At 43.3% G+C, this 20,656-nt stretch carries 20 protein-coding genes; 16 read left to right on the forward strand and 4 right to left on the reverse strand.

The genetic code is table 11. The features are described from left to right. Window positions 1-13: 13 nt before the first annotated feature. The 7 genes from KSU66_RS16815 (at window position 14) to KSU66_RS16845 (ending at window position 8,943) form a co-directional block, all read left to right on the forward strand. Window positions 14-1,027, forward strand: a complete 1,014-nt coding sequence (locus KSU66_RS16815) for a thiamine pyrophosphate-dependent dehydrogenase E1 component subunit alpha (RefSeq protein WP_269052620.1) — start codon at window positions 14-16, stop codon at window positions 1,025-1,027. After that, window positions 1,024-2,007 carry an alpha-ketoacid dehydrogenase subunit beta gene (locus tag KSU66_RS16820; RefSeq protein ID WP_269052621.1) on the forward strand — a complete coding sequence of 328 codons (984 nt, stop codon included), beginning with the start codon at window positions 1,024-1,026 and terminating at the stop codon, window positions 2,005-2,007. Before KSU66_RS16815 ends, KSU66_RS16820 begins: the two co-directional genes overlap by 4 nt. 37 nt (window positions 2,008-2,044) lie before the next feature. After that, a complete protein-coding gene (locus KSU66_RS16825) occupies window positions 2,045-3,376 on the forward strand; it encodes a dihydrolipoamide acetyltransferase family protein (protein ID WP_269052622.1) in 1,332 nt (443 codons plus the stop codon). A 114-nt stretch (window positions 3,377-3,490) separates the two neighbouring features. Further along, entirely contained in the window at window positions 3,491-5,200 is a 1,710-nt protein-coding gene (locus KSU66_RS16830) for a methylmalonyl-CoA mutase family protein (RefSeq protein WP_269052623.1), read from the forward strand. Beyond that, entirely contained in the window at window positions 5,197-7,356 is a 2,160-nt protein-coding gene (gene scpA / locus KSU66_RS16835) for a methylmalonyl-CoA mutase (protein ID WP_269052624.1), read from the forward strand. Before KSU66_RS16830 ends, scpA begins: the two co-directional genes overlap by 4 nt. After that, window positions 7,356-8,438: a methylmalonyl Co-A mutase-associated GTPase MeaB gene (gene meaB, locus KSU66_RS16840; protein ID WP_269052625.1), complete on the forward strand. Its 1,083-nt coding sequence runs from the start codon at window positions 7,356-7,358 to the stop codon at window positions 8,436-8,438. The genes scpA and meaB overlap by 1 nt, the downstream gene beginning before the upstream one ends. A gap of 64 nt (window positions 8,439-8,502) precedes the next feature. After that, window positions 8,503-8,943, forward strand: coding sequence for a BrxA/BrxB family bacilliredoxin (locus tag KSU66_RS16845; protein WP_269052626.1), 441 nt, complete (start codon window positions 8,503-8,505; stop codon window positions 8,941-8,943). 96 nt (window positions 8,944-9,039) lie between these two features. On the opposite strand, the gene prli42 is transcribed toward KSU66_RS16845, so the two are convergent. Then, on the reverse strand, window positions 9,040-9,135 hold the full coding sequence (gene prli42 / locus KSU66_RS16850; RefSeq protein ID WP_269052627.1) for a stressosome-associated protein Prli42: 96 nt from the start codon (window positions 9,133-9,135) through the stop codon (window positions 9,040-9,042). A 112-nt stretch (window positions 9,136-9,247) separates the two neighbouring features. Between prli42 and mce the strand changes: the two genes are divergently transcribed. The 6 genes from mce to KSU66_RS16880 all read left to right on the forward strand — a co-directional run bounded on the left by mce (window position 9,248) and on the right by KSU66_RS16880 (window position 14,948). Next, window positions 9,248-9,658: a methylmalonyl-CoA epimerase gene (mce, locus tag KSU66_RS16855; protein WP_269052628.1), complete on the forward strand. Its 411-nt coding sequence runs from the start codon at window positions 9,248-9,250 to the stop codon at window positions 9,656-9,658. A 3-nt stretch (window positions 9,659-9,661) separates the two neighbouring features. Next, window positions 9,662-11,209 carry an acyl-CoA carboxylase subunit beta gene (locus KSU66_RS16860; protein WP_269052629.1) on the forward strand — a complete coding sequence of 516 codons (1,548 nt, stop codon included), beginning with the start codon at window positions 9,662-9,664 and terminating at the stop codon, window positions 11,207-11,209. Between the two features lie 13 nt (window positions 11,210-11,222). Further along, window positions 11,223-12,347 (forward strand): M20/M25/M40 family metallo-hydrolase, encoded by a 1,125-nt coding sequence (locus KSU66_RS16865; protein WP_269052630.1) that lies wholly within the window; start codon window positions 11,223-11,225, stop codon window positions 12,345-12,347. 116 nt (window positions 12,348-12,463) lie between these two features. Then, window positions 12,464-13,648, forward strand: a complete 1,185-nt coding sequence (locus KSU66_RS16870) for a DNA polymerase IV (RefSeq protein ID WP_269052631.1) — start codon at window positions 12,464-12,466, stop codon at window positions 13,646-13,648. Between the two features lie 14 nt (window positions 13,649-13,662). Next, a complete protein-coding gene (gene rnz, locus KSU66_RS16875) occupies window positions 13,663-14,610 on the forward strand; it encodes a ribonuclease Z (protein ID WP_269052632.1) in 948 nt (315 codons plus the stop codon). A 191-nt stretch (window positions 14,611-14,801) separates the two neighbouring features. Next, the gene (locus KSU66_RS16880; RefSeq protein WP_269052633.1) at window positions 14,802-14,948 is read left to right on the forward strand and encodes a hypothetical protein; all 147 of its coding nucleotides are present in this window, start codon (window positions 14,802-14,804) and stop codon (window positions 14,946-14,948) included. A gap of 305 nt (window positions 14,949-15,253) precedes the next feature. Here the strand turns inward: KSU66_RS16880 and KSU66_RS16885 are convergent, their stop codons facing one another. After that, entirely contained in the window at window positions 15,254-15,730 is a 477-nt protein-coding gene (locus KSU66_RS16885) for a YbaK/EbsC family protein (protein WP_269052634.1), read from the reverse strand. Window positions 15,731-15,903: 173 nt separating this feature from the next. Between KSU66_RS16885 and lepB the strand changes: the two genes are divergently transcribed. Beyond that, window positions 15,904-16,449 (forward strand): signal peptidase I, encoded by a 546-nt coding sequence (lepB, locus tag KSU66_RS16890; RefSeq protein ID WP_269052635.1) that lies wholly within the window; start codon window positions 15,904-15,906, stop codon window positions 16,447-16,449. A gap of 250 nt (window positions 16,450-16,699) precedes the next feature. Here lepB and namA read toward each other — a convergent pair whose 3' ends face one another. Beyond that, on the reverse strand, window positions 16,700-17,719 hold the full coding sequence (namA, locus tag KSU66_RS16895) for an NADPH dehydrogenase NamA (protein ID WP_269052636.1): 1,020 nt from the start codon (window positions 17,717-17,719) through the stop codon (window positions 16,700-16,702). A 31-nt stretch (window positions 17,720-17,750) separates the two neighbouring features. After that, a complete protein-coding gene (gene proC, locus KSU66_RS16900) occupies window positions 17,751-18,560 on the reverse strand; it encodes a pyrroline-5-carboxylate reductase (RefSeq protein ID WP_269052637.1) in 810 nt (269 codons plus the stop codon). 408 nt (window positions 18,561-18,968) lie between these two features. On the opposite strand from proC, the gene KSU66_RS16905 reads away from it, so the two are divergent. Then, a complete protein-coding gene (locus KSU66_RS16905; protein WP_269052638.1) occupies window positions 18,969-19,913 on the forward strand; it encodes an MBL fold metallo-hydrolase in 945 nt (314 codons plus the stop codon). Then, on the forward strand, window positions 19,900-20,652 hold the full coding sequence (locus KSU66_RS16910) for an SDR family NAD(P)-dependent oxidoreductase (protein WP_269052639.1): 753 nt from the start codon (window positions 19,900-19,902) through the stop codon (window positions 20,650-20,652). The genes KSU66_RS16905 and KSU66_RS16910 overlap by 14 nt, the downstream gene beginning before the upstream one ends. Window positions 20,653-20,656: the final 4 nt, after the last annotated feature.

Consider the following 20,656-nt stretch of genomic DNA (forward strand, 5'->3'; position numbering starts at 1 on the left):
GGGGAATATCGACATGGCAAAAAATCGTCATGAAGAACTTGGATTGAGCAATGAAGATGTGTTAGCTATTTTTGAAACAATGGTACGTGCGCGTCGAATCGATGAGCGTATGTGGTTGTTAAACCGTGCGGGTAAAATTCCTTTCGTAATCTCTTGTCAAGGACAAGAAGCGGCACAAGCAGGGGCGGCATTTGCTTTGGACAAAGACAAGGATTGGACTGCACCGTATTATCGTGACATGGCTGTTGTTCTTCATTTTGGAATGACAACACAAGAACTTATGTTGTCGGCATTCGCGAAAGCCGAGGATCCAAACTCGGGTGGTCGTCAAATGCCTGGTCACTTCGGGCAAAGAAAAAATCGTATTTTAACGGGCTCATCACCAGTTACGACACAATTGCCACATGCGGTTGGCGTTGCACTCGCAGCGAAGATGAAAAAAGAAGATTTCATTACATTCGTTACACTTGGAGAAGGGTCATCCAACCAAGGAGATTTCCACGAAGGTATGAACTTTGCAAGTGTCCACAAACTTCCAACAATAATTATGGTTGAAAATAATAAGTACGCAATTTCTGTTCCAATCTCTAAACAAATCGCTGCAGAAAATGTTTCTGATCGCGCGATTGGGTATGGTATGCCAGGGGTTACTGTTGACGGAACGGATCCACTTGAAGTGTACCGTGTCGTTAAAGAAGCCGCAGATCGTGCACGCCGCGGTGAAGGACCAAGTCTTGTTGAAACGGTCTGTTACCGATTAACCTCTCACTCTTCGGATGATGACCAACGTCAGTACCGTGATGCCGAAGAATTAGAAGCAGAGAAAAAACTCGATCCGAATATTACGTTTGCAGCTTACTTAAAGGAAGTTGGCGTATTGACGGATGATATTGTAAATGAGATGGAAGAACGAATTATGAAAGAAATAAATGATGCAACTGATTATGCTGAAAATGCTCCGTATGCGAAAGCTGAAACAGCGCTTAATCATGTCTATGCTGAAGTTGAGGGGGCCCTTGAATCATGACTGTAATGTCTTTTATTGATGCAATTACACTTGCCATGAAAGAAGAAATGGAACGAGATGACCGCGTTTTTGTTATAGGAGAAGACGTTGGGCTAAAGGGTGGCGTATTTAAAGCGACACAAGGACTTTACGACCAATTTGGTGAAGACCGCGTTATCGATGCACCACTTGCTGAATCTGCAATTGCAGGAGTAGGTATTGGAGCAGCTATGTACGGTTTACGTCCAATCGCAGAAATGCAGTTTGCGGACTTTATCATGCCAGCAGTTAACCAAATCGTTTCAGAAGCGGCGAAAATTCGTTACCGTTCGAACAATGATTGGTCTTGTCCAATTGTAGTGCGTGCACCATTCGGAGGCGGCGTTCACGGAGCGCTTTATCATTCCCAATCTGTTGAAGCAATGTTTGCAAGCACTCCGGGATTGAAAATTGTCATCCCTTCTACACCATACGACGCGAAGGGTCTTCTAAAAGCGGCGATTCGTGATGAAGATCCCGTATTATTCTTTGAGCACAAACGCGCTTATCGCCTTATTAAAGGTGAAGTTCCGACTGACGATTATGTATTACCAATTGGTAAAGCGGATATTAAACGTGAAGGCGATGACATTACGATTATTACGTACGGACTTTGTGTGCACTTTGCACTTCAAGCTGCTGAAAGACTTGAAGAAGATGGGATTTCTACACATATCGTTGACTTACGTACAGTGTATCCACTCGACAAAGAAGCGATTATCGAAGCAGCTTCTAAAACTGGAAAAGTACTTCTTGTGACTGAAGATAATATGGAAGGTAGCATAATGGGAGAAGTTGCAGCAATCATTGCAGAAAACTGCTTATTCGATCTCGACGCACCGATTAAACGTATCGCAGGCCCAGATGTACCGGCTATGCCATATGCACCTACAATGGAGAAATTCTTTATGATGAATCCAGACAAAGTAGAAAAAGCTGCACGTGAACTAGCTGAATTTTAATTTTTTTAGTAATTGATTCGAGATGGGGGTAAATTCATTGGCTATTGAAAATATCTTAATGCCACAACTTGGTGAAAGTGTTACGGAAGGTACAATCGAGAAATGGCTTGTTAAACCGGGCGACGTCGTTGCAAAATACGACTCTCTTGCAGAAGTAAATACGGACAAAGTGACAGCGGAAGTTCCTTCATCATTCGCGGGGACGATTAAAGAACTAGTTGCACAAGAAGGTGAAACGCTCGATGTTGGGGCTATTGTTTGTGTAATTGAAACAGAAGGTGGAAGTTCTTCTGAAGAACAAGTGGAAGCTGCACCAGCAAAAGCAGAACCCGCAAACGAAATGCCTGCTGAAGGTTCACAGAAACCCGCCTCATCACTTAAACGTGAAAAAGGTGCGGCAGCGGGACGTTTTTCTCCGGCAGTCCTTCGTCTTGCGCAAGATAACGGCATTGACTTGTCACTTGTTGACGGTTCGGGGCGTGAAGGTCGAATTACGCGTAAAGACTTATTAGCGATCATTGAGAGTGGTAACATTCCAACAGCACCACAGGAAGCACCGGTACAACAAACGGTAACTCAATCACCAGCCGCACAAGCAGCTCCGGCACCCGTTTCAACACCAGCACAACCTGCTGCAGCGAAACAAGCAGAAGTTCCTGTTTCGGCTGGGGATATTGAAATTCCTGTTACAGGTATTCGCCGTGCAATTGCGAATAATATGCTGCGTTCGAAACACGAAGCGCCACATGCTTGGACAATGATTGAAGTAGACGTAACGAATCTTGTAAGCTACCGGGATTCATTGAAAATAGATTTCAAACAAAAGGAAGGCTTCAACTTGACGTACTTTGCATTCTTCGTGAAAGCAGTATCGCAAGCATTGAAAGAATTCCCGATGATGAATTCAATGTGGGCAGGCGACAAGATTATACAGAAAAAAGATATCAATATTTCAATCGCGGTTGCGACGGAAGATGCACTTTACGTTCCGGTCATTAAAAACGCCGATGAAAAAACGATTAAAGGAATCGGTCGTGAAGTTCAAGAGCTTGCAGGAAAAGTTCGTTCGGGCAAATTGAAGTCGGATGAAATGCAAGGCGGAACATTCACTGTGAACAACACGGGTTCATTTGGTTCGATTCAGTCAATGGGAATTATTAATTACCCACAAGCGGCTATTCTACAAGTCGAATCAATCGTCAAACGTCCTGTTATTATGGACGGGGGCATGATTGCTGCACGTGATATGGTGAATTTATGCTTATCACTTGACCACCGTGTACTTGATGGATTAGTTGCGGGACGTTTCCTTGCGCGTGTGAAAGAAATACTTGAAAACGTAACACCTGAAAACACGAGTATTTATTAAACTTCAGAAGCCTAGAACCGTTTTAAGCGGTTTTAGGTTTTTTATCTTTCGAAGTTACGATCTCTCATGTAAGATATAATTAGATAGAATATTTGAAAAGAGGGGGATATACATATGACTATCAATGCGATGAAGGCGACGACATTTTCGAATCCCGATTACGAGGAATGGAAAGATACGGCGACGAAGTCTTTACGAGGGAAACCGTTTGACGCACTTATAACGAAAACGATTGAAGGAATTGACCTTCAGCCGTTGTATACGGAAAAAGAACTGATTGAACGTGCGGATGGTGCACTGGCACAGACAATCGCTTCAATTCGGGAGTCCAAACAAGGAACCGGATGGATTATTGCACAGCAGCAATATGCGGAAAACGGGGAAGACTTTGTTCTAGAGTTGAAAAATTCAATTGAACGAGGCAACGAAGCAATTGTTTATGATGGTTCCAAGCCTCTATTATGGACTGTCCACTCGTTAAAAGAAGTTGCACAATATATGATGAAATATCCGATATTCATTACAAACATAGAAGGAAATGATCCGTTTCTTGATGTCTTTGATTTAGTTCCAAATGAAGACCGACCTACAGTACACGGTGCTGTTTTTGCTTCGAAATGGAATAAGCCAGAAGCGTATTTAAACTTGCGAACAATGGGTGTAGATATGTGGGACGTCCATCACTTGGGAGCTGACGCTGTAACAGAACTTGCGTTAGTACTTGCACAAGCATCTGAACTTGCGACGGCGCATGACGAGTTTAGTTCATTTGCGCATGAGTTTTTCGTGCGATTTGCGGTAGATACGCACTTTTTCATGGAGATTTCCAAAATTCGTGCGTTTCGAATTTTATGGAATGCATTCTGTTCAGCATACGGAGAAACGTCAACGTCACATATCCCTATATGGACAGAAAACTCTCTTCGATCGTATTCCAAGCTAGATCCATACGTCAATTTACTTCGGGCAGGCAACGAAGTGTTTTCAGCCGTTCTAGGCGGGGCAGATGTTGTTACGGTTCACCCGCATGATGTATTGACGGGTCCAACGAATGTCTCGGTACGACTTGCGCGAAACGTCCAACTCGTCATTAAAGAAGAAACAAATACAGAGAAAGTGTTAGACCCATCCGGTGGATCGTATTTCATCGAAACGCTTACGCTTGAACTCGCGGAAAAAGCATGGGATTTATTCTTAACGATTGAAGCAGCGGGTGGCTATCATATGTATGTGAAAAACGGGCAATTGACGGAGTTATTGGAACAACGTGTGTCTACTCGGAAAAAAGAAATTGCGAAAGGAAAGAACTCACTAATCGGTACGAACGTTTACGCGGATTTAACGACGGATGCATTAGATGCAAGCGGCGGTATTGAAGTAGAAGGGCGTCTTTCGGAACCGTTTGAACGTTTGAGAACGCATTTTAAAGTCGAACAACCAACGACTTATTTAGTCACATTTGGCGCATTAAAAGACGTGAAACCGCGCGCGGATTTTGTAAGCGGCTTTCTTTCAACAGGGGGCATCCGTTCGGAATGGAGTCCTTCATTCACAGATGCGGCGGCTGCAATCACTTGGCTATCAGTTGAAAAACCTGATTACGTCATCGTTTGTGCCTCTCAAGATGTAACCGAAGAAGTTATGGACGAGTTGTTAAAAGGACTTCCAAGTGGAATTCTAATTGATGTTGCTGGGAAGTATGATGAAGACCATTCAAAAAAATGGCAAGACGCGGGACTTTCAGGGTTCATTTTCAACGGGCAAGATAAAGTCGAGAAACTAACGGAGATTAAAAATAAATGGAAAGGTGCTGAAGTGAAATGAAGAAGCCTGATTTCAATAAAGTAGACCTTCTATCTGTTGCTAAGCCAGGAGCGGGGGAACCATTACTAGCTGGTGCACCTTTTCGGACGAATGAAGGAATTGATCTTCAAACCGTATATGAAGAAAAAGATTTGGAAAATGTAACACATCTAAATGATCTTCCTGGAATTGCACCTAATACGCGGGGGCCTTACCCAACGATGTACGTTTCTAGACCGTGGACGGTTCGCCAGTATGCTGGATTTTCAACGGCTGAGGAAAGTAACGCATTTTACAGGCGAAATCTTGCGATGGGTCAAAAAGGGTTATCGGTCGCTTTTGACTTGGCAACACACCGGGGGTACGATTCCGATCATCCGCGTGTAACGGGCGATGTTGGAAAAGCAGGTGTTGCAATTGACTCGGTTGAAGATATGAAAATACTTTTCGACGGCATTCCACTCGACCAAATGTCTGTGTCGATGACGATGAACGGTGCAGTTCTTCCCATTATGGCTTTTTATATCGTTGCGGCAGAAGAGCAAGGGGTGTCACCGGACAAATTAGCGGGAACGATTCAGAATGATATTTTAAAAGAGTATATGGTGCGTAACACATACATTTTCCCACCGGATATGTCGATGAAAATCATTGCCGATATTTTTGAATATACATCAAAGTCGATGCCGAAATTCAACTCCATTTCAATTTCTGGCTATCATATGCAAGAAGCGGGAGCGACAGCAGATATCGAACTTGCGTATACGCTTGCGGACGGACTTGAATATGTCCGCACAGGTTTAAAAGCGGGTATTGATATCGATTCATTTGCTCCAAGATTGTCGTTTTTCTGGGCAATCGGCATGAATTATTTCATGGAAATTGCTAAAATGCGGGCCGCGCGTAAAATGTGGGCACAGATGATGAAGTCATTTGATCCGCAAAACTCGAAATCATTGGCGCTTCGAACACATTCCCAAACGTCGGGATGGAGTTTAACGGAACAAGATCCATTTAACAACGTAACAAGAACGCTTGTCGAGGCGAATGCAGCCGCAATGGGGCATACACAATCCCTTCATACGAATGCGTTGGATGAAGCGATTGCATTACCGACAGATTTCTCTGCGCGTATCGCTCGAAATACTCAGCTATTCTTACAAGAAGAGACGATGATGACGAAAGTTGCTGATCCATGGGGTGGTTCGTATTACGTCGAAAAACTGACGGATGAGTTAATGGAAAAGGCTTGGGAGTTAATTGAAGAAATTGAAGAACTCGGCGGTATGGCGAAAGCAATTGAAACCGGGTTGCCAAAAATGAAGATTGAAGAAGCAGCGGCAAAACGCCAAGCGCAAATTGACTCACGTACGGAATCGATTATCGGGGTCAATAAATACCGACTGAACGTAGAAGAACCGATTGATATTTTGGATATCGATAATACAGTCGTTCGTCAAAAACAAATTGACCGCATTAACGACATGAAAGACACACGCGATGACTTGGAAGTGGCACGTACATTGAACGCACTGACAGAAACAGCACGTTCAGGTGAAGGTAATTTACTTGAATTGGCGGTTGAAGCGGCGCGTGCACGGGCAACGATTGGTGAAATATCAGATGCCATTGAAAGTGTATCTGGAAGACATAAGGCAGTGATTCGTTCTGTGAGTGGTGTATATAGTTCGAACTTCTCAAACGTGGAAGAAATCGATGAAGTGAAAGCAATGTCGGATGATTTTCTGGAAAATGAAGGTCGTCGTCCACGAATTCTAATTGCGAAAATGGGACAGGATGGTCATGATCGCGGTGCGAAAGTAATCGCTTCTTCATTTGCCGACCTTGGTTTTGATGTCGACATTGGTCCACTTTTCCAAACACCAGAAGAAACGGCTGTACAAGCCGCGGAAAACGACGTCCATGTAATTGGTGTAAGTTCTCTGGCGGCTGGACATAAAACGCTCGTTCCAGAACTTCTTGGTGAACTGAAGAAAATCGGGCGAGAAGATATTCTTATCGTTGTCGGTGGAGTTATTCCTGCACAAGATTATGCGTATCTTCGTGAAAATGGAGCTGCTGCTATTTTTGGACCAGGTACAGTCATTCCAGTTGCCGCACAAAAAGTAATTGAGGAAATTTATCGTAGGCTCGGTTACGAGGAAGTGGCGGAGTAATGCAGAAAAATAATCCTGTACCTGACGATAGCGCGCTCCATGTTATGGATGGTATTGCATCTTCACACGACGGTTTAGCTTCCACACCACGTAAACGTTTCGTAAAAAAAGAGCGTCACATTGCCATAGACGAGTTGACGGAAAAGATACGTGGTCGCTCCCGACTTCACCTGGCTAAAGGGATTACACTTTTGGAAAGTACGACTTTATCTGATAAAGAAGCAGGTCAGAAATTACTATTAAACTTGCTTCCTGACACCGGGAATAGTATACGAGTTGGCATTACGGGTGTTCCGGGAGCCGGGAAAAGTACGTTTATCGAAGAATTTGGACTTATGCTTTGCGAGGCCGGTCATAAAGTGGCCGTCCTTGCAATTGACCCTAGTTCGTCTTTGACAGGCGGTAGCATACTTGGAGACAAAACGCGGATGGAAGAATTAGCAAGGCATCCGAACGCCTTCATCCGTCCATCACCGACCGCTGGTACACTTGGCGGCGTCCATAAGAAATCACGTGAGACAATGCTTCTTTGTGAAGCGGCGGGTTATGATGTCATTTTGATTGAGACGGTAGGAGTCGGTCAAAGTGAAACGGTCGTCCGTGGAATGGTTGATTTCTTTATGTTACTCGTTTTAACGGGGGCGGGAGATGAACTGCAAGGGATGAAAAAAGGAATTATGGAACTGGCTGATGGTATTGTCGTTCATAAAGCGGACGGAGATAATTTACGATTGGCTAAAAAGACGGTGAGAGAATATCGTCAATTGCTCCATTTCCTTCAACCTGCATCGCCGGGGTGGACGACTACTTCCCAGCCTGTTTCATCACTTGCGAAAACAGGCCTCGACGATGTATGGAAAACCGTTTTAACGTTCAAAGAGGCGATGGAGGGTAGTGGGCATTGGGAAGGTCGCAGACAGTCACAGACAAAAGATTGGTTCCGATCGATGATCAATGACCGATTGATCGATACGTTCTTTGCCGAACCGGGTAAGAAAGAAGAAGTAAGAAAGCTTGAAAACGAACTACTAACAGGACATATTACGGTTACAGGTGCTGTGGACCTGCTATTTAAGGAGTAGACCTTTTGCATGTTAAAGGTGCTCCTGCTATGATATAGATGTAAATAGAAAGGAGTTTTTTAATATGGCTATGGATTTCAATATGTTAATGAACGATACAGTGAGACAAGCACGTGAAGATATGGACGCGGGTGGCTATGAGCAACTGACGACGCCTGAACAAGTAGAAGACGCGTTTAAACGCTCTGGAACAACACTTGTTATGGTTAACTCGGTTTGTGGCTGTGCAGGCGGCATCGCGCGCCCAGCAGCAACACATTCGGTGCACTACGACAAACGTCCGGATCATTTAGTAACTGTATTTGCAGGGCAAGACAAAGAAGCAACTGCCCAAGCACGTATGCTTTTTGGCGATGACCACCTTCCATCTTCACCTTCTTTTGCACTATTGAAAGACGGAAAATTAGTTGCTGAAGTTGGCCGTTATGAAATCGAAGGACATGATCCAATGTCAGTCGTTCGTAACTTACAAAGCCAGTTCGAAGAGTTTTGCAACGAGATTTAATCTAGAAAAGCTTCAGCTCCTAGGCGCTGAAGCCTAGATGAAAAAACAAAAAACAGTCCAAACACGCAGCATAGCGAGTTCGGACTGTTTTTCTGTTTACATTATCATGCTAAGACCCATGCCAAGACCGGATAAGAGCATTGCACCGACCATAACGAGAACAATCCATTTTTGAACTTTCTTATTACTCATGAAATAAAAACTCCTTAACCATTATATTATTATTTTAACAGAAGTTTCGGTTTTGACAAGATGTAGCGATTTCGCCGACAAAAATGTACAATAGAAGGTAGGGGTGATTTATATGCAAAAAGTTGATCATATTGGAATCGCTGTAAAAAGTATTGAAGAGTCAATTAGCTACTACATAGACACACTCGGGTTGAAGCTACTAGCTATTGAAGAAGTTGAAAGCCAAAAAGTACGCGTCGCATTTGTAGACGCGGGAAACATTAAGCTAGAACTGTTGGAACCGATAGGTGCGGATGGGCCTATTGCAACGTTTTTAGAAAAGCGCGGAGAAGGTGTACATCATATTGCCTTCGGCGTCGAAAATATACGGACACGAATGACTGAACTAAAAGAAAAAGGTGTACAACTTTTACAAGACGAACCAAAACCGGGGGCTGGGGGAGCCGAGGTTGCATTCCTTCATCCTAAATCATCTTACGGCGTACTGTACGAATTATGCGGAAAAGGTAGCAAGGGGGAGTAAGCATTGGATATTTACGATAAAATAAATGAGTTATATGACAAAAAAAGAGCGATTGAATTGGGTGGCGGTGACGAACGCATTGCTAAACAACATGAAAAAGGAAAGTTAACGGCAAGAGAGCGCATCGATTTACTACTCGACCCAAACACATTCGTCGAACTCAATCCGTTCGTTACACATAGAACGAGAGATTTTGGGATGGATAAGCAAGAACTTCCTGGAGACGGCGTTGTCACAGGATTTGGTAAAGTTGACGGCAAGCCTGTGTATTTGTTTTCACAGGATTTCACCGTATTTGGCGGCGCACTTGGAGAAATGCATGCGATGAAAATCGCTAATGTAATGGATCTGGCGGCGAAAAATGGTGCTCCATTTATCGGACTGAATGATTCCGGTGGTGCTCGTATTCAAGAAGGTGTCGTCTCACTAGACGGTTACGGTCAAGTCTTCCATAGAAACGTTATTTACTCGGGTGTTATTCCACAAATTTCGGTCATTCTTGGACCGTGTGCGGGTGGAGCGGTTTATTCGCCAGCAATTACGGATTTTGTTTTTATGACAGATGAGACGAGCCAAATGTTCATTACCGGACCAAAAGTAATTGAAACGGTTACGGGTGAACAAATTACTGCGGAAGCACTCGGAGGTTCGAAAGTACATAACGCGATTAGTGGAAACGCTCACTTCCGCGGAAAAGATGAAAAAACAGTACTTCAAGATGTGCGGAAATTGCTTTCTTATTTACCACAAAACAATGAAGAAAAACCGCCTGTCGTGGACTATGATGAAAGCGATGATTACCGCGCAGATCTTGCGGATGTTGTTCCGTATGCAGCAACACGTCCATATGACGTGCGAAGAGTAATCGAACAAGTTGTGGACGCAGACTCATTCATGGAAGTACAACCTGAATTTGCACGCAATATCGTTGTCGGACTGTCACGTATTAAAGGTGAAACGGTTGGACTCGTATGTAATCAGCCACGCGTTATGGCGGGTGGTCTAGATATCGATTCTTCCGATAAAGCTGCTCGTTTCATTCGTTTTTGTGATGCGTTTAACATTCCGATTATTACATTCGAAGATGTGACTGGATTTTTCCCAGGCATTAAACAAGAACACGGCGGAATTATTCGTCACGGGGCAAAAATTCTATATGCTTATTCAGAAGCAACGGTTCCGAAAATGACGGTTATTTTAAGAAAAGCATTTGGAGGAGCTTATGTTGCACTGAATTCAAAATCGATTGGTGCGGATGTTGTGTTTGCATGGCCGAATGCAGAGATTGCTGTTATGGGTCCTGAAGGTGCAGCAAACGTTATTTTCTCTCGTGATATCGCAAATTCCGATAATCCAGAAGCGACTCGTGCAGAAAAGATTGAAGAATACCGTGAGAAGTTTGCCAACCCTTATGTCGCGGCGTCACATGGATTTGTTGACGATGTCATTGATCCAAGAGAAACACGCATTAAGCTTATACAAGCGCTTGATATGATGCGCAATAAGAAAGAAACTAGACCTAAAAAGAAACACGGAAATATTCCGTTATGAGGAGATGTACGTTTTGAATAAACAAAGACTGCTAGATGAATTTTTTGAACTCGTTCAAATTGATTCAGAAACGAAAGACGAACGCGTAATTGCAGATGTACTAACGAAGAAAATGGAAGACCTCGGATTCGAAGTCATTGAGGACAATTCAGATGACGTAACTGGACATGGTGCTGGGAATCTGATTGCATCGATGAAGGGAACTGTAGTCGAGGCAGATCCGATTTATTTCACTTGTCATATGGATACGGTGACACCTGGTCTAGGCATTAAACCTGAACTGCGTGACGACGGTTACGTCTATTCAGATGGGACAACAATTCTCGGTGCGGATGACAAAGCGGGAATCGCGGCATTGTTTGAAATGATGCGCACAGTAAAAGAAAAAGGACTGCCCCACGGCGATCTTCAATTCATCATTACAGCAGGCGAAGAAAGTGGTCTAGTCGGTGCGAAAGAGATGGATGCAACACTTATCACTTCGAAATATGGCTACGCAGTAGATAGTGACGGAAAAGTGGGCGGTATCGTAACAAAGGCTCCTCATCAAGCAAAACTATGGACGACGATTCACGGGAAAACAGCACATGCTGGAGTGGCACCTGAAAAAGGTGTTTCAGCCATTAATATAGCAGCCAAATCAATAGCGGCTATGACTTTAGGTCGTATCGATACTGAAACGACGGCGAATATTGGTAGTTTCGTAGGTGGAGGAGCAACAAACATCGTTTGCGATGAAGTGACAATTGTAGCGGAAGCACGCTCAATTAATCCTGATAAATTAACGAAACAAACAGAGCATATGGTAGACACTTTCCAACAGACAGCTGAAAAAATGGGTGGACGCGCAGAAACGGAAGTCAAAATTATGTATCCAGGTTTCAGTTTTGGTGAACAAGATGAAGTTGTGCAAACGGCAATGACTGCTATTCAAAACATTGGCAGAACACCGGAACTTCTAACGAGTGGCGGGGGAAGTGATGGCAACGTCTTTAACGGAGCAGGTATCCCAACAGTTACGCTATCTGTCGGTTACGAAGAAATTCATACGAAAAATGAACGTATGCCAGTCGAAGAGCTTAACAAACTGACGGAATTACTTCTTGAAATTGTCGACGTCATTGCTACGAAAAAGTAAATTGAATTTCAAATAATAGTGAACGACTAAAAGTAGTTCAATACTGGAAACCGGACAGTGTGATATGTCCGGTTTTTGTGTTAAAATCTTTATCAAAACAGATGGGAGGATCTCGTATGGCAACTGTCGGTGAAACGCGGGCAAAAGTCATCCTTCATCTCGATATGAATAGTTTTTTTGCATCCGTTGAACAGTCATATGATCCATCGCTTAAAGGAATCCCTATGGCTGTAGCGGGTAATCCGAAAGAGCGTCGAGGTATTCTTGTCACCTGTTCATATGAAGCCCGCGCACTCGGTATTTACACGACGATGACCGTCGGCGAAGCAAGGCGACTATGTCCGGAAATCGTCATTGTTCCACCCGATTTTGAAAAATATCGAATCGCCTCTGCTTCTGTATTCGATTTGTTACGTACGTACACGGATCTAGTAGAGCCGGTGTCAATCGACGAAGCGTATATCGACATTACGGCAATTGGTGGATTAACGAACGCTGTAAACATTGCTAGTGACATGCAACAGCGGATTTTACAAGAACTCGATTTGCCTTGTTCGATTGGGATTGCACCAAATAAGTTTCTAGCAAAAACCGCCTCGGACATGAAAAAGCCGATGGGCATTACGATTTTAAGAAAACGCGAGATTGAAAAAGTGCTTTGGCCGCTGCCCGTTATTGAAATGCACGGGATTGGCAAGAGTACAGAAAAGAAAATGCATGATCTTCATGTTTTTACGATTGGCGACCTTGCAAATGCGGATGAACTCATCGTTCGAACATCGCTTGGGAAAAATGGCTCTCGTCTTCGGAAGCGTGCCAATGGAATCGATGATCGACCTGTTGATCCGGAAGCCGCAGCAGAAAGAAAAAGTGTAGGCAGTTCGACAACGTTAGCGATCGATGAAACCGACCTTGATGTTTGTCTTGCGATTTTAAAGCGGCTCTCTGAAAGTGTGGCGCTTCGACTGGATCGGCAAGAACTGGCGGGATCTGTTGTAATGATTCAAATTCGCACAGCCGATTGGCAAAATCATTCAAGAAGCCGGACGGTGCTCAATCCTTTATATACAGAAGACGCTATATACAAAGAAGCTGCGGATTTATTTGAAAGACATTGGGATATGGAACCGGTCCGCCTTCTAGGTATAACGATTTCAAATGTGATTCCAATGAATGAACTTCATGAACAACTTTCTATATACAATTATGAAAAACATGCAGAAGATGAAAAAATAGATAATCTTGTTACGACTATCAAAAATAAATTTGGCCCCGGTTCAATTAAGCGGGGAAGTAAGTGAAAGGATGATTCCTAATGGAACTACAATTTCTAGGTACAGGCGCAGGGATGCCGTCAAAAATGCGTAATACGTCATCCGCTGTTCTAAATCTTTCCGCGGAAGGAGAAGGTTTATGGTTGTTCGATTGCGGGGAAGCGACGCAGCACCAAATTTTACATACAACATTAAAACCGCGTAAGATTGCGAAGGTTTTCATTACCCATTTACACGGTGATCATATTTTTGGATTACCCGGCCTTATTGGTTCACGTTCATTCCTTGGGGGCAATGAAACGCTCGATATTTACGGACCAACAGGAATTGAAGAATGGCTTACAACGACACTACGAATTACAAAAACGCATTTAAATTACAATCTGCATATTCACGAAATAGGTGAAGGGACAATATTTGAAGATGATCATTTTCGGGTAATCGCAAAATCCCTTCGTCATGTGATTCCATGTCTTGGGTTTCGGATTGAACAAAAGCCGCTACCGGGTAAATTGTTAATCGACAAAGTTAAAGCGGCGAAGGTCCCAAATGGTCCGCTTTTGAAAACGTTGAAAGACGGGGAAGATGTGGAGTTACCTGATGGACGTATTGTGCGGAGTAAAGAAGTAACTGGGGCACCGCAAGAAGGATTCACGGTTACAATTCTAGGTGACACAAGTTATTGCGCAGAAGCCGTTGAGCTCGCACTCGGTGCGGATATTCTCGTACACGAAGCGACATTCGATATCGAGACAGGAAATCTTGCAAAAGAATACGGTCACTCGACAATTGGCGATGCTGCACGTGTAGCGAAAGAAGCAGGAGTGAAAGCGCTCATCGCCAACCATATAAGTGCCCGTTTCATGCCGAGTGACGTAGTAAAATTAAAAGAACAAGGTGAAGCTATTTTCCCAGCGCTTCATATCGCAGAAGACTTCGCACGATTTGAATGGAAAGACGGGGGAGTTATTCGAAAAGAGGAATTATAATGATGAAAAATAGGGAGTCGGATTCCTTTGTGAACCCTATAGTAATAAGAACAGAGGCTTCTTCTTCTTTGAACTTTTTGTTGAAACACCGGCTCCGTTCATACTGCAAGTAAATGGAGTTTACTTCTTATTCTGAAACCTTTTGCTCATTCGAACGTATTAGTATTAGGAATAAGAAGGAAGGGAATCCAATGGATTTATTATTTATAATTTTACTTTTTGCCGTTCTTTTTGCGATTTATGACTTAATTAGGAAAGCTAATAAAAGTATTCAAGAACAGACAGAAGAAATCAAAAAATTACGCGAGGATTTAACGAAAAGCAGTCATAGAAAGTAGTTTTCAACTCTATATATTGAATTAAAGATTCTAACTTAAAAAAGTCCAATGATGATCGCTTTACCGAGCCGTTGATTTCCGTTTCGAGCGGACGCTTTCCGCGGGCGGTCCGTGAGCCTCCTCGTCGCAAGCTCCTGCGGGGTCTCACCTGGACGCGCTTGTCCCGCTGGAGTCGCCGCTCTCCACTACAATCAACTAGGTGTCATATTCTTTAGTTCAACCTATATAAACATTATTTTATAACCATGAAACAACCCGTATCATTCCTTTAGTTAGGAAATAATACGGGTTGTTTTGTAAGCATATCATTTCACTGAAATAACTTGTCCATTTGTCATTTTCTCTAGCTCGTTGGGGGTTAATTGGAATACGACTTTCGGATGTCCAGCGGCTGCCCAAATTGTTTCGTACTGGAAAAGGTCTTCATCAATTAACGTACGGACAGGGTTTTTATGTCCTAATGGGGGAACGCCGCCGATGACAAATCCGGTCGACTCTCGGACAAAATCGGCATCTGCTTTCCCCAATTTATCATTGAGTTGCTGGGCCATCGATTTTTCGTTAATTCGGTTGATGCCACTCGCGACTACCAAAAGAGGTTCACCTGTACTTTTTAATCGGAAAACAATCGATTTCGCAATTTGCGCAATCTCACAGCCCAATGCATCCGCCGCCTCTTGAGCCGTTCGGGCACTGTCGGTCAATTTCTTAATTTCATTAGCGTGCCCCAATTCCTGAAACTTTTTTTGGATAATTTGAGTGTTTACTGTCAAGTTTTGCATACATCCCAACCCTTTGTTGTTTATTTAAAGTTAATAATCTTTTATCTAATATAGCCCATTTTCAAGACTTCCATATTTTTGTGATTTTAAAAATGAAGTAATGAAATTGTGAAAAAAGTCCTTGTTCTTGTACAATAAAAAGTAAAAGTGTGAGTCGGAAAGGGGAAGTACGAATGGAGAAAACTGTGAAGAAAGAGTTGTTCTCATGGATACAATCGATTTTCTTTGCGATGGCGATTGCCTTTATCGTTCATCAATTTTTATTTGTACCGACAAAGGTGCTAGGCGAATCAATGTTGCCAACATTCGAAGATGAGGACCGCGTCATTGTAAGCAAAGTAAGTTCGATTGATCGGTTTGATATGATTGTTTTTAATGCACCTGATGCGGATGATAAATATATCAAAAGGGTCATTGGGATGCCGGGGGACCGGGTTGAAATGATCGATGATGTATTGTATATCAACGGTAAAGTGTATGATGAGCCATATGTCTCATATATTGCGGGTGACCCAATTACGAATCGAATTACTGAAAACTTTACGTTGGAAGAAATGACTGGGAGTGAGAAAGTACCTAAAGGCGCTTTCTTTGTATTGGGAGACCATCGATTGACAAGTAATGATAGTCGAAGTTTTGGTTTCATTGATCAAGATGAAGTGATTGGTGAAGTGAAGTTTCGATTTTCCCCGTTTACGGACATCGGTATTCCGAAATAGGGGAGTTAATTTCATAATTCTAAGCCCAGTCATATCAAGTTTTTCTGTAAAGTGAAAAAATAGGTACCTCCCCAAGTTTATACGATTAAGCAGTGTTAATTAGGTTGATTGGAGTGGAAAGCGTCCGCCTGAAACGGAAAGCAACCGATATTTTATGCTTCCGTTCGTATAATGTTGAATTATGAAATTGATTAAAGTAAAAAAATCCCACGAGTGAGTAATCATCTCGTGGGATTTTGCTTAATGAAAGTTAAAAGTTCCAGCCGCGTTCATATTGTTTAGGTGCTTTAATTTCCACTTTCAGTTCTTTCGCTGCTGTATATGCCCAATAAGGGTCACGTAATAATTCACGCGCAAGCAAAATCATATCCGCGCGGTTGTTTTTCAATATCTCTTCCGCTTGGATACCTGTAGTGATTAAACCAACGGCACTTGTTGCAATATCCGCACCTTTTTTGATTGTTTCCGAAAACGTTACTTGATAACCAGGAAATGCGTCGATTGCCGCAGGTACGACCGCCCCGGAACTAACATCGATAAGGTCAACGCCTTGTTCTTTCATCCATTTCGCCATTTCGACGTATAGTTCGGCTGTCATACCGCCCTCAGTATAGTCGTGGGCAGATATGCGGACGAAGAGGGGACCTTCCCAAACTGTCCGCACTTCGTCGATGATTTCACGCAGGATGCGATATCGGTTTTCTGCGGAACCACCGTATGTATCCGTTCGTTTATTTGATAGAGGAGATAGGAACTCATTGATGAGATACCCGTGTGCCCCATGAAGTTCGATAACGTCAAATCCAGCTTTCTTCGCGCGGATTGCCCCGTCTTTGAATGCCTGAATGGTCTCCAATAGATCGTCTTTTGTCATTTCAACAGGTGTTTTATATGTTTCACTGAACGCAATTGCAGACGGTGCGAAAATATCGCCGTCAACGGTCGCTTTACGTCCTGCATGTGCAAGTTGAATGCCAATTTTCGCCCCATGTTGTTTCACAAGTCGAACTGTTTCCGCCAGCCCTTCGATATGGTCGTCGCTCCAAATGCCAAGATCTTGTGCGGAAATCCGTCCTTCTGGTTGAACGGCCGTTGCTTCGACAAGTATAAGTCCAACTTGCCCAACAGCACGCGCCCCGTAATGGATCTTATGCCAATCTTCAATCATCCCGTCTTCGTTGTGGCTTGAGTACATACACATCGGCGCCATGACGATACGGTTTTTGAATTCAACATCACGTATTTTATATGTTTCAAATAATTTTGCCATGTTTATAACCCCCTAATATACAGTTAGTATATCAATCGAGTCTTCCGAGTTCACGTGAACGTGCTTCTGCTTTGTTGATGCAATCCATAATAATTTCTTTGAAAGATTGGTTTTCTAGCGCAGTGATTCCAGCTTCGGTCGTTCCACCCGGACTCGTGACGTGTTTTCGTAGTTCCGTTGGTTCTGCCCCTATTTTTTTCATCATAGCCGCAGCACCTTCAAATGTTTGGATAATGAGCGCACGTGACGTTTCTTTCGACAGCCCTTGGCGGGTCGCGGCTTCTTCAAGTGCTTCTGCCAAATAATACACATACGCTGGACCACTGCCGGATAATGCAGTAACTGCGTGAAGTTCGTCTTCTTCTACTTCTTTCACCATGCCAATCGCATTCAGTAAGCCGAGAACAAGTTCTTTTGTATGACTTTCAACGGATTCATTCCAAGCGACTGCAGTTGCTGATTTACCGATTGTAGCGGATGTGTTTGGCATCGCACGCGCAATCGGCCGGTTTCCAAGACCTTCTTCAATCGTTTGAATTGAAACGCCTGCAATGACGGACAATGCAGCCGTATGATCGGCAAGGAAAGGAAGCATATCTGCCATCGCTTGGTGGATGTCTTTTGGCTTTGTCGCAAAAATGACTAGATCCATTTTTTTAAGCGCTTCTTTGTTTGCGCGTACTGTTGAAATACCATATTTATCTTTCAATGATTGCAATCTTGCATCATCTGATTTATTTATGACGAAAACATTTTTGGGTTCCATTGCACCTTGTTTGACAATACCCCCAATCATAGCTTCTGCCATTGAACCTGCACCTACGAATACAATTGTTTCCATTCAAATCGCCTCTTTCTTGTCAATCAAAAACATGCATTTCCATCCCTAAAAAAATAAGGACGAAAACGCATGTTTCCGCGGTACCACCTGTATTTGCCGAATTTACGACACAACTTGTTCCAACTTAACGCGATGGATACGGTTGTGTTTCCACAACAGCTCGGAAGGAGGTTCGAAGTGGGAGAGGGGAATGTGGTTTTCAGCCGGTGACCACAAATCTCTTTTTCCATCGCCACAACTACTTGTCTTCGTCTATGCTAACATGTTCTTGAATTAGAACGATTATTACATTTTGACTAAGGAAAGTCAACCTTTTAAATTGCCTTTTTGAATAATAAAAAGATGACGTAATCATCCAAAAAAGGTACACTGTAATGAACATCCATTCATTGGTAAAGGAGATTTTGTATGATACATAAAATAATTATTCCTACACCGTATGCGGTAGGTGACGTGAACTCTTTTCTTATAAAAGGAGATGCGCTTTCACTTGTCGATGCGGGACCGAAAACACCGGAAGCATATGAAGCACTGAAATACGGTTTGAAAGAAGCAGGCTATACATTTAATGATATTGAACAAGTTATTTTGACACATCATCATCCCGATCATATGGGATGGATTGACGCCTTCGATAATGCGGAAGTGCTCGGTCATGCATATAATAACTTTTGGTTAAAGCGTGACGAGGCCTTTTTTAACTATCATGATCAATTTTATCTTGACCGATTGATTGAAGAAGGCGTTCCTGAAAAGTATCTCGGTTGGGTGAAAAAAATGAAACGATCTGTCGATTTGATGGGAGAGCGCCCACTTGACCGAATTATTACAGAAGGTGATGCGCTACCTGGACATCATGGCTGGACAGTGCTGGAAACGTTAGGTCATGCCCAAAGTCACGTCGTATTTTGGAATGAACAAACGAGAGCAATGATTGGTGGGGATTTGGTGCTTGAAAAAGTGTCGTCGAATCCGCTTATCGAACCGCCTATTAATCCGTCAGATGACAGGCCACGTTCGTTACTACAATACAACGAGTCGTTAAAACGAATTTTAGAGATGCCCGTAGATGTTATTTATGGTGGTCACGGAGAAGAAGTTCGAAATGCCCATCCGTTAATTGAAAAACGACTTGTGAAACAACAAGAGCGCGCGATGAAAGTATTGGCAATGATGGACAATGGACCCCGTACGATTTTCGAGTTAACAAAAGAATTATTCCCAGCAGTGTATGAAAAAGAGCTTGGTTTAACGCTCTCTGAAACGATTGGGCAAACCGATTATCTTGTGGCGAACGGATTCATTCATGAGACGATGGGCGAAGGTGGCGTCTATCACTATGAAAAAGCGTAAATCGATTCTCATTACGGGAGCGACGAGCGGTGTAGGGTATGCGTTAACGAAACGTTTGTTAAAGAATGGATATGAGGTGTGGGCGACGGGTAGAGCATCTAATGTGTTACAGGAGTTGCAAAACGAAGGAGCGCACACAGTACAAGCGGATCTAGCGGAAGAAGAAAGTATCGAGTTTTTAATGGCGCATGTCGGGCAACCCGATGTCGTCATTTTTTCTGCTGGCGTTGGAACATTTGCTTTTGCGCATGATGCAACCGACGAAGCAATACGTAGCATGATGGATGTGAACGTCATCGCACCAATGCAACTTACAAAGCGATTACTGCCAAACATGATGGAACGGCGTAGCGGACATCTCATCTACCTAGGGTCGCAGGCCGGAAAAGTCGCAACGCCGAAAGCTTCGATTTATGCCGCGTCTAAACATGCGATTATAGGCTACACAAACGCGCTGCGGATGGAAGTGGCTCCATTTGGGATACATGTCACGACCGTCAATCCGGGGCCGATAGACACCCCATTTTTAGATCTCGCGGATGAAACAGGAAACTATCGTACATCGCTAAGTAAACACTTATTGACGGTGGACACGGTTGTCGATGCAATCATTCAAGTCATCGACAAACCCGTAAGAGACGTAAATTTACCTTGGTATATGGGCGTGACAAGTAAACTTCACGCGGTAGCACCAACGTTAGTCGAACGATTGGGCCGCAAGTTCTTTTTGAAAAAGTAAATCA

The sequence above is a fragment of the Sporosarcina sp. G11-34 genome, assembly GCF_026931025.1.

Coding starts and splice junctions, on each gene's coding strand:
- KSU66_RS16815 (WP_269052620.1), top strand. CDS start 14: ATGGCAAAAAATCGTCATGAAGAACTTGGATTGAGCAATGAAGATGTG.
- KSU66_RS16820 (WP_269052621.1), top strand. CDS start 1,024: ATGACTGTAATGTCTTTTATTGATGCAATTACACTTGCCATGAAAGAA.
- KSU66_RS16830 (WP_269052623.1), top strand. CDS start 3,491: ATGACTATCAATGCGATGAAGGCGACGACATTTTCGAATCCCGATTAC.
- scpA (WP_269052624.1), top strand. CDS start 5,197: ATGAAGAAGCCTGATTTCAATAAAGTAGACCTTCTATCTGTTGCTAAG.
- meaB (WP_269052625.1), top strand. CDS start 7,356: ATGCAGAAAAATAATCCTGTACCTGACGATAGCGCGCTCCATGTTATG.
- KSU66_RS16845 (WP_269052626.1), top strand. CDS start 8,503: ATGGCTATGGATTTCAATATGTTAATGAACGATACAGTGAGACAAGCA.
- prli42 (WP_269052627.1), bottom strand. CDS start 9,135: ATGAGTAATAAGAAAGTTCAAAAATGGATTGTTCTCGTTATGGTCGGT.
- mce (WP_269052628.1), top strand. CDS start 9,248: ATGCAAAAAGTTGATCATATTGGAATCGCTGTAAAAAGTATTGAAGAG.
- KSU66_RS16870 (WP_269052631.1), top strand. CDS start 12,464: ATGGCAACTGTCGGTGAAACGCGGGCAAAAGTCATCCTTCATCTCGAT.
- rnz (WP_269052632.1), top strand. CDS start 13,663: ATGGAACTACAATTTCTAGGTACAGGCGCAGGGATGCCGTCAAAAATG.
- KSU66_RS16880 (WP_269052633.1), top strand. CDS start 14,802: ATGGATTTATTATTTATAATTTTACTTTTTGCCGTTCTTTTTGCGATT.
- KSU66_RS16885 (WP_269052634.1), bottom strand. CDS start 15,730: ATGCAAAACTTGACAGTAAACACTCAAATTATCCAAAAAAAGTTTCAG.
- lepB (WP_269052635.1), top strand. CDS start 15,904: ATGGAGAAAACTGTGAAGAAAGAGTTGTTCTCATGGATACAATCGATT.
- namA (WP_269052636.1), bottom strand. CDS start 17,719: ATGGCAAAATTATTTGAAACATATAAAATACGTGATGTTGAATTCAAA.
- proC (WP_269052637.1), bottom strand. CDS start 18,560: ATGGAAACAATTGTATTCGTAGGTGCAGGTTCAATGGCAGAAGCTATG.
- KSU66_RS16905 (WP_269052638.1), top strand. CDS start 18,969: ATGATACATAAAATAATTATTCCTACACCGTATGCGGTAGGTGACGTG.
- KSU66_RS16910 (WP_269052639.1), top strand. CDS start 19,900: ATGAAAAAGCGTAAATCGATTCTCATTACGGGAGCGACGAGCGGTGTA.